We start from the raw sequence: 13584 nt of genomic DNA, 5'->3' as shown, positions 1-13584 counted from the left end.
TATTGTAGGTGGGCCAGTTGGTGATTTTGAACTTTTGCTTTGCCACGGAACGGTCTGCGTTGTCGGGAAGATACGTGATCTGATCCTTCAACTCAGCAAAAGTTCGATTTATTCAACAAAGCCGCAAGGAAGAAGAAGTAATGCTGCCATGATGGGGCACCTGTATGAGGGTAGAGGTCAGATAACGCCAGTAATGGCTAAGCATAGCCTGTTCCGCCTGCGCTTCAATATCTCCTGTTAGCAGAACACTCTGCTCACCGTCGTCGATTTTTACCACGCAGGAATGGTTGTTTCCCTGAGCCGGGTAATTTTCAGGGGGCCAGTGTACGGTGAAGGAGAGTCCCTGCCATCTCCATCTCTCCCCGCGAAAACAGGGGTGATGTCCCGCCAGGTGCAATGGGCTTCTTACCCATACTTCAGGCCATGCTTTTTGCAACGATGCGAGGCCTCCCGCATGGTCGAGGTGCTCATGACTGAGAATAACGCCTTCAGGCCGCAGGTGATGCCAGCGAAGCCACGGGATAATTAACCGCTGTCCGCTGTCCCCGCCCGGCCAGGCGAGCCCGGTATCATAGAGAATGGCTTTCCCCTGCCGTTCAATGACTATTGCCAGCCCCTGCCCCACATCCAGCATATGTACCGTCCAGCTCTCGCTTTTTCCCGTTCTCCAGAGAGGAAATGTCAGTAAAACACTTCCTGCAAAACAAACGGCGGGAAGGGTTTTCCAGGCACGAAAACGCCAGCCAATGATGATAAGCCAGGGCAGTAGTGTCATGTACTGCCAGCGTTGATCTACACTCTGCCAGCCATCAGGCAGGCGCATGAGGAGCCAGAATAGCCCCGCAAGTGACTTATCGGCTGCAAACCAGACAACGCTTTCCAGTGCTTCCAGCGGCAGCAGATGAAGCAGCATGCCGAGCAGGATCAGCGGTACGGAGACAAACGTCACCAGAGGAACGGCAAAGAGATTCGCGACCAGTGAGGTGAAGCTGAAGCCATGGAAAATCAGAACCTGTAATGGCATCAGCAGCATCAGCATACCGACCTGCAGATAGAGCAGGTTCAGCAGCGGCCGTATACGTCGGGCCCGTTGCCAGTCAGGAAGAGGCAGCCACTGAAACCAGAAAATCAGCGCGGCGACGGCAAATGCAGACAGGGCAAGACTCTGCGAAAGTACGGCTAAGGGATCGCTTATCAGGATCGCTGCGATACAGCATCCCCATACCTGCCAGGGAGACCATTGGCGGGCAGCGATCCGCAACATTGCAAGCACAGAAAGCGCGATGACCGTTCGTAGCGCAGGAGGTTGCAGACCGGTAAGCCAGGCATAGAAGGCGGCAAAGCATAACCCAGCCAGGAGAGGCATTTGCCAGTGGACCCGATGGCTGGGTAATAAAAACTGGAGTCCACGTGCAAGTAACCAGACGAGAGAGGCTGCCAGCGCGATATGCAGGCCCGAAATCGCCATCAAATGCAGCGTCCCGGTTTCACGCATCAGGTCTTTTATTTCCCGGGGAACATCCAGACGTTCACCCATCCCAAGTCCGAGGATAACCGCACCCCAGCGGTAAGCAGAAAGTCGGTTTTGCAGTGACATCAGGTATTGCGCTCGCAGGCTGCAGCGCCCATCGACGAGTTCAGCACGGGTGAAGCGCCCACTCAGCGTTTGATGTTGGGCAAAGGCGCTGCGCTGAGAATCATAACCGCCGTCGTTCAGTTCGCCATGGGCAGGCCTGAGCCTGAGCGTCATGGTCCAGCGCTGACCGGCACACGCTTTCTGTGCCAGATAGTTGCCATACAGCGTTACGCCGGTTGAAGCCCACCAGCGCTTGCCATCAATGCTGCGAATGTTTCCCTGATGCAAAGTAGCGCCGTCGGTCGATGTGAGCTCTACCTCAGCCTGCACGGCCCCCGTGGTTAAATGCTGCATCGGCCAGACGCTCTCCTGCGCGGCCAGAATGCCCCACGCACAAAATAACAACGTAATACCAGCATACTTCACTCGATGGTTTTGCCATGCTGCAAGCACTATCCCGCCAGCCACCATGACCCACACGGTGTAAGGTGATGGCAGTTCAGGTAACCAGAGTAACGGGGCTATCGCCAGAATGGCGCAGATACTAAGCGTGGGAATTCCCATTGCTACCTCCCTGTTTCAGAGCGGCAGTATGTATGCAAGCAGTGCGAAATGTCAGATGAGAAGAATGCGTTTTACAGCGCGCGCTGTGTCGTTTTTATCGGCTTACAGAAAACGAAACTGAAAATGCGGGACATCTTCAGAATAAAAGCGACAGACACAAAAAAAGCACCCGCAGGTGCTTTCTTTCGAACCCAGTTTAACCGGCTGGCTAAACTCAGTTACCGTAAATATTGGCGCGATCGCGCAGTTCTTTACCCGGCTTAAAGTGTGGAACGTACTTACCTTCCAGCTCGACTTTATCGCCAGTTTTCGGGTTACGCCCGGTACGTGGAGCACGATAGTGCAGAGAAAAACTACCGAAACCGCGGATTTCAATGCGCTCGCCCTGGGCAAGAGTGGAGGCCATATGCTCCAGCATCTCTTTTACGGCATCTTCCACTGCCTTGGCAGGGATATGCGGTTGCTGACTGGCAAGTCTTTCAATCAATTCTGACTTGGTCATGATTCCTCCGGTTCCTTTCAAACCAATTAGCTGAACAGCTCATTAAACAAGGGCGGCCGTAGCCGCCCTTTGTTATTGATTACAGGACGAATCCTGCAATCTGTCAAGTTTGCTCCTCATCCTTCACGCTGTAAATGCGTTACAGCGCAAATGATGCTGAGAACCTGATATTACTCGCCTTTAGCTGCTTTGAAAGCTTCAGCCATTGCGTTGTTAGAGAAGTTTGCATCTTCCTGTTTGTTAACAGTTGCGATTGCATCTTTCTCATCAGCTTCGTCTTTAGCACGAACAGACAGGCTGATTGCACGGTTCTTACGGTCAACACCGGTGAACTTAGCTTCAACGTCGTCGCCTACGTTCAGAACCAGAGTGGCATCTTCAACGCGGTCACGGGAAGCTTCAGAAGCGCGCAGGTAACCCTCAACGCCGTCAGCCAGTTCTACGGTTGCGCCTTTAGCGTCAACTGCAGTTACTTTACCGTTTACGATTGCGCCTTTCTTGTTCAGTGCAACCCAGTTGTTGAACGGATCTTCTGCGAGCTGTTTGACGCCCAGGGAGATACGCTCACGCTCTGCGTCAACCTGCAGAACAACTGCAGCGATTTCGTCGCCTTTTTTGTATTCACGAACTGCTTCTTCGCCTGCAACGTTCCAGGAGATGTCAGACAGGTGAACCAGGCCATCGATGCCGCCGTCCAGGCCGATGAAGATACCGAAGTCAGTGATAGACTTGATTTTACCTTCAACACGGTCGCCCTTGTTGTGGGTTTCCGCGAACTGCTGCCATGGGTTGTTTTTGCACTGTTTCAGGCCCAGGGAGATACGACGACGTTCTTCGTCGATATCCAGAACCATTACTTCCACTACATCACCAACGTTAACAACTTTGGATGGGTGGATGTTTTTGTTGGTCCAGTCCATTTCGGAAACGTGCACCAGACCTTCAACGCCTTCTTCGATTTCAACGAAGCAGCCGTAGTCAGTCAGGTTGGTTACGCGACCAGTCAGTTTAGTACCTTCTGGGTAACGCTTAGCGATAGCTACCCATGGATCTTCGCCCAGCTGTTTCAGGCCGAGGGAAACACGAGTACGCTCGCGGTCGAACTTCAGCACTTTAACAGTGATTTCGTCGCCCACGTTCACGATTTCGCTTGGGTGCTTAACGCGTTTCCACGCCATGTCGGTGATGTGCAGCAGGCCATCAACGCCGCCCAGGTCAACGAATGCGCCGTAGTCAGTGAGGTTCTTAACGATACCTTTGACTTCCATGCCTTCCTGCAGGTTTTCCAGCAGCTGATCGCGTTCTGCGCTGTTTTCAGATTCGATAACGGCACGACGGGAAACAACAACGTTGTTACGCTTCTGGTCCAGCTTGATTACTTTGAACTCAAGCTCTTTGCCTTCCAGGTGCAGGGTGTCACGGACTGGACGAACGTCTACCAGAGAACCTGGCAGGAACGCACGAATACCATTCAGCTCAACAGTGAAGCCACCTTTAACTTTGCCGTTGATAACACCGACCACAGTTTCAGCTTCTTCGTAAGCTTTTTCCAGCGTGATCCAAGCTTCGTGACGTTTCGCTTTCTCACGAGAAAGCAGGGTTTCACCGAAGCCGTCTTCTACTGCGTCCAGAGCAACGTCAACTTCGTCGCCAACCTGGATTTCCAGCTCGCCCTGGGCGTTTTTGAACTGCTCTGCCGGAATGGCGGACTCAGATTTCAGACCGGCGTCAACCAGTACTACGTCTTTGTCGATAGCAACAACAACACCGCGAACGATGGAACCCGGGCGGGTTTCGATTTCTTTTAAGGATTCTTCAAACAGTTGAGCAAAAGATTCAGTCATGTTTAATCTTCAGGTTAATATTAACGTCCACCTGGCTCCGTGCCGGATGGGGTTGTTTCACATACCCGCCGTCAATCCATTGCAGCGGGGGTACTGCTAAATCGGTCGCGATTACGCGAGTGCCAGTTTTTGGCGCGCATATTGTAGCGCTTTTTCAATCACTTGCTCAATAGTTAAACTGGTTGAATCCAGAACTAATGCATCTTCTGCTGGAACAAGTGGAGCGACGGCGCGGTTACGATCGCGGTCATCGCGCTCTTTTATCTCGGATAAAAGGCGATCAAAGTTAACACTAAACCCCTTTTCCTGCAACTGAAGCATGCGGCGCTGAGCGCGTTCTTCCGAAGAGGCGTCAAGGAAAATTTTCACAGGTGCATCAGGGAATACCACGGTTCCCATATCGCGTCCGTCCGCGATCAAACCCGGGGCTTCACGAAACGCGCGCTGACGACGTAACAACGCCTCACGAACGCGCGGGAAGGCCGCTACCTGAGAGGCCGCATTCGCCACTTCCTGAGTACGGATTTCCCCGCTCACGTCTTCCCCTTCAAGGATCACTTCCAGGTTGCCATCGGTCGACACGAAACGCACATCAAGATGCGCGGCCAGCGGAACCAGCGCTTCTTCTGACGCCACGTCCACGTGATGATGTAGCGCAGCCAGAGCCAGCACGCGATAGATTGCTCCCGAATCTAAAAGATGCCATTGCAATGCTTCCGCCATCGCTTTGCACAGAGTCCCTTTCCCTGCGCCACTCGGCCCATCAATGGTGATTACCGGGGCAATTGCCGTCATCTTTTTCTCCTTAAATAAGGCATACCGTTTACATGAACGCCGCGCATTATACGCGTCAACGTGCGCAACTGTTACCTTTGCGTGCAAATTACGGATTGATTGAAGCAGAGTGTAGAAGAAATGAACGGAAGTGTTCGTCAGGAAGCGTAAGGAAATGCCGCATCAGGCGATGCGGCAAGGTGTTATCAGGCCAGTGTGCTAATGCGTGCCAGCTGTTCGAAGTAGTCCGGGAACGTTTTCGCCGTACATTTCGGGTCAAGGATGGTCACAGGCGTGTCTGACAACGCCACCAGCGAGAAGCACATCGCCATACGGTGATCGTTGTAGGTTCCGATCTCGGCAACCTGCAGTTTTGCAGGAGGCGTGATGCGAATGTAGTCTTCGCCCTCTTCCACCTCAGCGCCGACCTTACGCAGCTCAGTCGCCATCGCGAACAGACGGTCAGTCTCTTTTACGCGCCAGTTGTAGATATTACGCAGCGTGGTGGTGCCTTTTGCAAACAGCGCCGCAGTGGCAATGGTCATCGCCGCATCCGGAATATGGTTCATGTCCATGTCGATGGCCTTCAGATCGCCATGGGTACAGGCGATGAAGTCATCACCCCAGGTCACAACCGCGCCCATTTTTTCCAGCACGTCCGCAAAACGGATGTCGCCCTGCACGCTATTGCGACCAATACCGGTGACCTTCACGGTACCGCCTTTGATCGCGCCCGCAGCCAGGAAGTAAGAAGCCGACGAAGCGTCGCCTTCAACCAGATAGCTGCCCGGAGACTGGTACTGCTGTGCCCCACGCACCACGAAGCGCTGATAAGACTGGTTTTCCACCTCGACACCGAAGGTTTTCATCAGGTGCAGCGTGATATCAATATAAGGTTTGGAGACCAGCTCGCCTTTAATCGTAATAACCGTATCCTGCGGTGCCAGCGGCGCGGTCATCAGCAGTGCCGTCAGGAACTGGCTGGAGACGCTGCCGTCAACCTCGACGTGACCGCCGTTAAAACCACCGCGCAGACGCAGTGGCGGATAGTTTTCCTGCTCCAGATACTCAACCTGCGCGCCGCCCTGACGCAGTGCATCCACCAGATGGCCAATCGGACGCTCTTTCATGCGAGGTTCGCCGGTCAGCACAATGTTGTTGCGCCCAAGACACAGGGCCGCCGCCAGCGGACGCATCGCGGTACCCGCATTGCCCAGAAACAGCTCAAGCTCTTCATCCGTCTGCAGCGCGCCGCCGCTGCCGGTCACTTCGCAGCGGGTACGATCGTCGGAGAGAATGTAATGAACACCCAACGCTTTCAGCGCATTGAGCATATGGCGTACGTCATCGCTGTCCAGCAGGTTTGTAAGGACGGTGGTGCCGTTTGCCAGTGCTGCCAGCAGTAGAGCGCGGTTCGAGACACTTTTTGAACCAGGCAGATTAATGGTGCCATCTACCCGCGCGATAGGTTGTAACGTCAGGGATTCCATGAAAACTTAACTCTCAACTCAACATAATAAAAACCCCGCAGCAGGGCTACGGGGGTGAAAACAGCGCTATTAACCGTGGCGACGTTCGAAGTCGATCATGAAATCTGTCAGAGCTTTAACGCCTTCCAGCGGCATCGCGTTATAGATGGAGGCACGCATGCCGCCAACGACACGGTGACCTTTGAGCGAATGCAGGCCTGCCGCGAAGGACTCTTCAAGGAACACTTTATCCAGGCTGCTGTCCGCCAGCTGGAACGGCACGTTCATCCGGGAACGGTTAGCTTTCGCCACATCGTTGCGATAGAAATCGCTTTTGTCGATCACGCCATACAGCAGTTCTGCTTTCTGCTGATTCACCTTGTCCATCTGCGCCACGCCGCCGTTTTGCTTCAGCCATTTGAAGACCAGGCCGGAAAGGTACCAGGCAAACGTCGGTGGGGTGTTGAACATAGAATCGTTGTCGTTCAGCACGGTGTAATCAAGAATCGACGGGCAGGATGTATGTGCTTTACCCAGCAGGTCTTCACGCACGACGACGATAGTCAAACCGGCCGGACCGATATTTTTCTGCGCGCCCGCATAGATAACGCCGTAGCGGCTGACATCAATTGGCGCAGACAGAATGGTGGAGGAGAAGTCGGCGGCAACCACGACATCGCTGCCGAAGTTTGGCGTCTCGTCGATGGCAATCCCGTCAATGGTTTCGTTCGGGCAGTAGTGCAGGTACGCTGCGTTATCAGAAAGCTGCCACTCGCTCATTGGCTTCACGGCGCGCAGGCCATCAACGGTCACTTTTGCGTCGATAACATTCGGCGTGCAGTATTTATGCGCTTCTTTAACGGCGCTTGCCGCCCAGTATCCTGCATCAACGTAGTCTGCCGTCGTTTTGTCACCGAGGATATTCAGCGGAACGCCTGCAAACTGGCCGCGTCCACCGCCGTGGCAGAACAATACTTTGTAGTTCGAGGGAATATTCAGCAGATCGCGAAAATCCTTTTCTGCCTCTTCGGCCACCTGAATAAACTCTTTACCACGGTGGCTGATTTCCATCACCGACGTACCGAGACCGTTCCAGTCACAGAGTTCCTGTTGAGCCTGTTTAAGCACGTCTGCCGGTAACATTGCCGGACCTGAACTGAAATTAAAGACTTGAGCCATTTCCCCTCACCACGCTAAAAGCCATAAGTTATAACTGTGGATATCGGTTTTATCATTCAGTGACACGCGCCGCAATGTCTAAAACTTATGACCCGTGAAATGTGCCCCGCGTCACACAAAACAATCTGCCGCCTCGCCATGACAAAACCGACAAAATGGCTGTCAGGTGATGCGTTTGGCCCGGCTAACCTTCGTCCATTCCGGATTTGCACAGCGGGGGCATAATTGACGATCCCCCGGCTGCATCGCGAGCACATGGCTACATCTCACGCAGGCATACTCGCCTGACTCAGGTACGGTTCTGAAACGCTCGATCAGCATATCCGGCAGGATACACAGTCCCGGCTTCACCTCGTCGTCAGAATAGTAATAGACGCTGATCTGCCCGTTGGTCTCCATGATCGCCAGACGCACCTGCCCGAGCTGTTCAACGCTATTCAGTCGTAGCTCCATAAAGAACTCAAACTCGGTCATATTGGCGCTTTGTACATTTTCCCAGGCCAACTGCCCGTCCTCGACGATAACGACCGGCTTCCCCTCAAGCAGATCTTCCAGCTTTTCGCTTTTCGACATCAGCCACATGACAAGGCGATAAAGAAGCGCCAGTGAAACAAAAACGATAAACACCGGCACCATCGGCACATCATCATAGAAGGCGACATCCCCCGCCGCTGAACCCAGCGTCAGGATGATCAACACCTCAAAGAGCGACATCTGCCGTACGCCGCGACGGCCGGTGATTTTAAGAAACAGGAAGACAAGTACGAAGGTATACAGGCTGCGCAGCGCCACTTCGCCCAGAAATTCAGGAGGAACTTTATCAAACGCCATCCGCTGGAGATCAAATGCTTTCATTTTTCTATGCCTTAACAGTCAGTTACTGCCACTAAGCATAGCCCAGCCATTTATTTTCGCCGAAGATAGCACCCGTCACGCAAAACCCGTATCATTGCGCGCTTTACGTACGATAAAAGTGAACGCCATGACTCAAACGTTTATCCCCGGCAAAGATGCCGCTCTGGAAGATTCCATCGCTCGCTTCCAGCAGAAACTGACCGACCTGGGTTTTAACATCGAAGAAGCCTCCTGGCTCAATCCGGTGCCTCACGTCTGGTCCGTGCATATTCGCGATAAAGACTGTGCCCTGTGCTTTACCAACGGTAAAGGCGCGACAAAAAAAGCGGCACTGGCCTCTGCGCTGGGTGAGTATTTTGAGCGTCTGTCCACCAACTATTTCTTCGCTGACTTCTGGCTGGGCGAGACTATCGCTAACGGCCCGTTCGTTCACTATCCAAATGAAAAATGGTTCCCGCTGACCGAAGACGACGAACTGCCGGAAGGTATTCTCGACTCACGCCTGCGTGCCTTCTACGATCCAGACAACGAACTGACCGCCAGCATGCTGATCGATCTGCAGTCTGGCAATGAAGACCGTGGGATCTGCGCCCTGCCGTTCACCCGCCAGTCTGACGAGCAGACCGTTTATATTCCGATGAACATCGTCGGCAACCTGTATGTGTCCAACGGTATGTCCGCCGGTAACACCCGCAATGAAGCGCGCGTGCAGGGTCTGTCCGAAGTCTTTGAACGCCACATTAAAAACCGCATCATCGCCGAATCCATTAGCCTGCCTGAAATTCCGGCCGACGTGCTGGCGCGCTACCCGGGCGTAGTGGAGTCCATCGCTAAGCTGGAAGCAGAAGGTTTCCCAATCTTTGCCTATGACGGCTCGCTGGGCGGTAAGTACCCGGTTATCTGCGTCGTGCTGTTCAACCCGACAAACGGCACCTGTTTCGCCTCCTTCGGCGCGCACCCTGACTTCGGCGTGGCGCTGGAACGCACCGTCACCGAGCTGCTGCAGGGCCGTAGCCTGAAAGATCTCGACGTATTCACCCCGCCAACGTTTGACGATGAAGAGGTGGCTGAACATACCAACCTCGAAACCCACTTCATTGACTCCAGCGGTTTGATCTCCTGGGATATGTTCAAACAGGACGCAGACTATCCGTTCGTGGACTGGAGCTTTGCAGGGACAACGGAAGAAGAGTTCGCGACGCTGATGGCGATTTTCAAAGCCGAAGACCAGGACGTCTATATCGCCGACTACGAGCACCTGGGCGTCTATGCATGCCGCATTATTGTTCCCGGCATGTCCGACATCTACCCTGCAGAAGATCTGTGGCTGGCGAATAACAGCATGGGTGCACATCTGCGCGAAACGCTGCTGGCTCTGCCTGGCAGCGAGTGGGAAAAAGAAGATTATCTGAACCTGATCGCCCAACTGGACGAGGAAGGCCACGATGACTTCACCCGCGTACGCGAACTCCTGGGTCTGGCGACCGGTAAAGATAACGGCTGGTATACCCTGCGTATCGGTGAACTGAAAGCGATGCTGGCCCTGGCGGGTGGCGACCTGGATCAGGCCCTGGCCTGGACCGAGTGGACCATGGAGTTCAACCAGTCGGTCTTCTCTGCCGAGCGCACCAACTATTACCGTTGCCTGCAAACCCTGCTGCTGCTGGCACAGGAAGAGGATCGCGAACCGCTGCAATACCTGAATGCTTTCGTGCGCATGTACGGTGCTGAGGCTGTAGAAGCAGCCAGCGCGGCCCTGAGCGGTGAAGCGCCGTTCTATGGCCTGCAGGCTGTTGATAGCGATCTGAAAGCCTTCCCGGCGCACCAGTCGCTGCTGAAGGCCTACGAAAAACTGCAGAAAGCAAAAGCCGCTTACTGGTCAAAATAAGCGCACATAACATTATCAGCAGTAGGCGTATTCAATCGTCTGGGCTATATTACGGGGCAATTTCATTGCCCCGTTTTTTATTTTCTTCGGCAATGACTGTTGATTGTAATAATAAAGTTAAACATGGGTAAATATAATAATATTTACCTGGGCTTTACTGTTACTTTTTATGGTAAATACTCCATATTAATTAACTGTATCCGAGGTGGCTGAACGAAAAAATTCAACTCTTTTCATAACTTTTAAAATTTATTTTTATACGGATAATCAAACACTTACTCCGCATTTGCTGTAAATCCATACACACTGCGGGCCTATAAGCCAGGCGAGATATGATCTATATCAATTTCTCTTCTATAATGCTTTGTTAGTATCTCGTCGCCGACTTAATAAAGAGAGAGTTAGTGTGAAAGCTGACAACCCTTTTGATCTTTTACTCCCTGCTGCGATGGCCAAAGTTGCCGAAGAAGCGGGTGTCTATAAAGCAACGAAACACCCGATGAAGACGTTCTATCTGGCGATCACGGCTGGTGTGTTCATCTCTATCGCTTTCGTCTTCTACATCACCGCCACCACCGGTACTGCCGGAATGCCTTTCGGTATGGCCAAACTGATTGGCGGCATTTGTTTCTCACTGGGTCTGATTCTCTGCGTCATCTGCGGCGCCGACCTCTTCACCTCAACGGTGCTGATTGTCGTGGCAAAGGCTAGCGGAAGAATTACCTGGGGTCAGCTGGCACGTAACTGGCTTAATGTTTACGTGGGTAACCTGGTTGGCTGTCTGCTCTTTGTTTTGTTGATGTGGCTTTCTGGCGAGTACATGACCGCCAACGGTGGCTGGGGCCTTAACGTCCTGCAAACCGCCGACCACAAAATGCACCACACATTTATCGAAGCCGTTGCTCTCGGCATCCTCGCTAACCTGATGGTCTGCCTGGCTGTATGGATGAGCTACTCGGGTCGTAGCCTGATGGACAAAGCCTTAATTATGGTTCTGCCGGTTGCGATGTTTGTTGCCAGCGGCTTTGAGCACAGTATCGCGAATATGTTCATGATCCCAATGGGCATTGTCATCCGCGACTTTGCGAGCCCGGAGTTCTGGACCGCAGTTGGTTCATCCCCGGAAAGTTTCTCACACCTGACTATTATGAATTTCATTACTGATAACCTGATCCCTGTCACTATCGGGAACATTATCGGTGGGGGTCTGTTAGTTGGGTTGACATACTGGGTCATTTACCTGCGTGGCGACGATCATCATTGATGGTTTTCTCAGGCAGTAAATAAAAAATCCACTTAAGAAGGTAGGTGTTACATGTCCGAGCTTAATGAAAAGTTAGCCACAGCCTGGGAAGGTTTTGCGAAAGGTGACTGGCAGAATGAAGTAAACGTACGTGACTTCATTCAGAAAAACTATACCCCGTATGAAGGTGACGAATCCTTCCTGGCTGGCGCAACTGACGCGACAACCAAGCTGTGGGACAGCGTAATGGAAGGCGTTAAACTGGAAAACCGCACTCACGCGCCAGTTGATTTTGACACCTCCGTTGCTTCCACCATCACTTCTCACGATGCTGGCTATATCAACAAAGCCCTTGAGAAAATCGTTGGTCTGCAGACTGAAGCACCACTGAAACGCGCAATCATCCCGTTTGGTGGTATTAAAATGGTTGAAGGTTCCTGCAAAGCGTATAACCGCGAGCTGGACCCAATGCTGAAAAAAATCTTCACCGAATACCGCAAAACCCACAACCAGGGCGTATTCGATGTTTACACCAAAGACATTCTGAACTGCCGTAAATCTGGCGTTCTGACTGGTCTGCCAGATGCGTATGGCCGTGGCCGTATCATCGGTGACTACCGTCGCGTTGCGCTGTACGGTATCGACTTCCTGATGAAAGACAAGTACGCGCAGTTTGTTTCCCTGCAGTCCGATCTGGAAAACGGCGTAAACCTGGAAGCGACTATCCGTCTGCGTGAAGAGATCGCTGAACAGCACCGCGCGCTGGGTCAGATCAAAGAGATGGCTGCTAAATACGGCTGCGATATCTCTGGTCCTGCTACCAACGCTCAGGAAGCTATCCAGTGGACCTACTTCGGCTACCTGGCCGCTGTTAAGTCTCAGAACGGCGCAGCAATGTCCTTCGGTCGCGTATCCACCTTCCTGGATGCTTACATCGAACGTGACCTGAAAGCAGGCAAAATCACCGAGCAAGACGCTCAGGAAATGATTGACCACCTGGTCATGAAACTGCGTATGGTTCGCTTCCTGCGTACTCCTGAATATGATGAACTGTTCTCTGGTGACCCAATCTGGGCAACAGAATCTATCGGCGGTATGGGCGTTGACGGCCGTACTCTGGTGACCAAAAACAGCTTCCGCTTCCTGAACACCCTGTACACCATGGGTCCTTCTCCGGAGCCGAACATCACCGTTCTGTGGTCTGAAAAACTGCCTCTGAACTTCAAGAAATTCGCCGCTAAAGTGTCCATCGATACCTCTTCTCTGCAGTACGAGAACGATGACCTGATGCGTCCGGACTTCAACAACGACGATTACGCTATCGCTTGCTGCGTAAGCCCAATGGTTGTTGGTAAACAAATGCAGTTCTTCGGTGCGCGTGCAAACCTGGCGAAAACCATGCTGTACGCTATCAATGGCGGCGTTGATGAAAAACTGAAAATGCAGGTTGGTCCTAAATCTGAGCCGATCAAAGGCGACGTTCTGAACTTCGACGAAGTCATTGACCGCATGGATCACTTCATGGACTGGCTGGCTAAGCAGTACGTCACTGCACTGAACGTTATCCACTACATGCACGACAAGTACAGCTACGAAGCCTCTCTGATGGCGCTGCACGACCGTGACGTTATCCGCACCATGGCGTGTGGTATCGCTGGTCTGTCCGTTGCTGCTGACTCCCTGTCTGCAA

General features: G+C 52.8%; 10 protein-coding genes. 3 read left to right on the top strand and 7 right to left on the bottom strand.

Translation table 11 applies throughout. The features are described from left to right. Positions 1-112: 112 nt before the first annotated feature. The 7 genes from ACWYRJ_RS18740 to ACWYRJ_RS18710 form a co-directional block, all read right to left on the bottom strand. Positions 113-2140: a ComEC family protein gene (locus ACWYRJ_RS18740; protein ID WP_455508416.1), complete on the bottom strand. Its 2028-nt coding sequence runs from the start codon at positions 2138-2140 to the stop codon at positions 113-115. Positions 2141-2354: 214 nt separating this feature from the next. Next, positions 2355-2642 (bottom strand): integration host factor subunit beta, encoded by a 288-nt coding sequence (ihfB, locus tag ACWYRJ_RS18735; RefSeq protein WP_008499965.1) that lies wholly within the window; start codon positions 2640-2642, stop codon positions 2355-2357. Positions 2643-2812: 170 nt separating this feature from the next. Next, positions 2813-4486 carry a 30S ribosomal protein S1 gene (gene rpsA / locus ACWYRJ_RS18730; RefSeq protein ID WP_008499966.1) on the bottom strand — a complete coding sequence of 558 codons (1674 nt, stop codon included), beginning with the start codon at positions 4484-4486 and terminating at the stop codon, positions 2813-2815. Positions 4487-4597: 111 nt separating this feature from the next. Continuing rightward, positions 4598-5281 (bottom strand): (d)CMP kinase, encoded by a 684-nt coding sequence (gene cmk / locus ACWYRJ_RS18725; RefSeq protein WP_024907794.1) that lies wholly within the window; start codon positions 5279-5281, stop codon positions 4598-4600. Positions 5282-5466: 185 nt separating this feature from the next. Then, positions 5467-6750, bottom strand: coding sequence for a 3-phosphoshikimate 1-carboxyvinyltransferase (aroA, locus tag ACWYRJ_RS18720; protein ID WP_111964567.1), 1284 nt, complete (start codon positions 6748-6750; stop codon positions 5467-5469). 69 nt (positions 6751-6819) lie between these two features. Continuing rightward, positions 6820-7908, bottom strand: coding sequence for a 3-phosphoserine/phosphohydroxythreonine transaminase (gene serC / locus ACWYRJ_RS18715; protein ID WP_115874635.1), 1089 nt, complete (start codon positions 7906-7908; stop codon positions 6820-6822). 162 nt (positions 7909-8070) lie between these two features. After that, on the bottom strand, positions 8071-8763 hold the full coding sequence (locus tag ACWYRJ_RS18710) for a DUF421 domain-containing protein (RefSeq protein ID WP_111964569.1): 693 nt from the start codon (positions 8761-8763) through the stop codon (positions 8071-8073). Between the two features lie 127 nt (positions 8764-8890). On the opposite strand from ACWYRJ_RS18710, the gene ycaO reads away from it, so the two are divergent. From ycaO to pflB, 3 genes are all read left to right on the top strand, one after another. Next, positions 8891-10651 (top strand): 30S ribosomal protein S12 methylthiotransferase accessory factor YcaO, encoded by a 1761-nt coding sequence (gene ycaO, locus ACWYRJ_RS18705; RefSeq protein ID WP_111964570.1) that lies wholly within the window; start codon positions 8891-8893, stop codon positions 10649-10651. Between the two features lie 406 nt (positions 10652-11057). Then, positions 11058-11915: a formate transporter FocA gene (gene focA, locus ACWYRJ_RS18700; RefSeq protein WP_008499974.1), complete on the top strand. Its 858-nt coding sequence runs from the start codon at positions 11058-11060 to the stop codon at positions 11913-11915. 51 nt (positions 11916-11966) lie between these two features. Further along, the coding region (gene pflB, locus ACWYRJ_RS18695; RefSeq protein WP_455508415.1) for a formate C-acetyltransferase at positions 11967-13584 on the top strand (1618 nt) is incomplete at its 3' end.

The organism is Enterobacter sp. (assembly GCF_977039595.1).
This window is presented reverse-complemented; position numbering and strand designations above follow the sequence as displayed.

Coding starts and splice junctions, on each gene's coding strand:
- ACWYRJ_RS18740 (WP_455508416.1), bottom strand. CDS start 2,140: ATGGGAATTCCCACGCTTAGTATCTGCGCCATTCTGGCGATAGCCCCG.
- ihfB (WP_008499965.1), bottom strand. CDS start 2,642: ATGACCAAGTCAGAATTGATTGAAAGACTTGCCAGTCAGCAACCGCAT.
- rpsA (WP_008499966.1), bottom strand. CDS start 4,486: ATGACTGAATCTTTTGCTCAACTGTTTGAAGAATCCTTAAAAGAAATC.
- cmk (WP_024907794.1), bottom strand. CDS start 5,281: ATGACGGCAATTGCCCCGGTAATCACCATTGATGGGCCGAGTGGCGCA.
- aroA (WP_111964567.1), bottom strand. CDS start 6,750: ATGGAATCCCTGACGTTACAACCTATCGCGCGGGTAGATGGCACCATT.
- serC (WP_115874635.1), bottom strand. CDS start 7,908: ATGGCTCAAGTCTTTAATTTCAGTTCAGGTCCGGCAATGTTACCGGCA.
- ACWYRJ_RS18710 (WP_111964569.1), bottom strand. CDS start 8,763: ATGAAAGCATTTGATCTCCAGCGGATGGCGTTTGATAAAGTTCCTCCT.
- ycaO (WP_111964570.1), top strand. CDS start 8,891: ATGACTCAAACGTTTATCCCCGGCAAAGATGCCGCTCTGGAAGATTCC.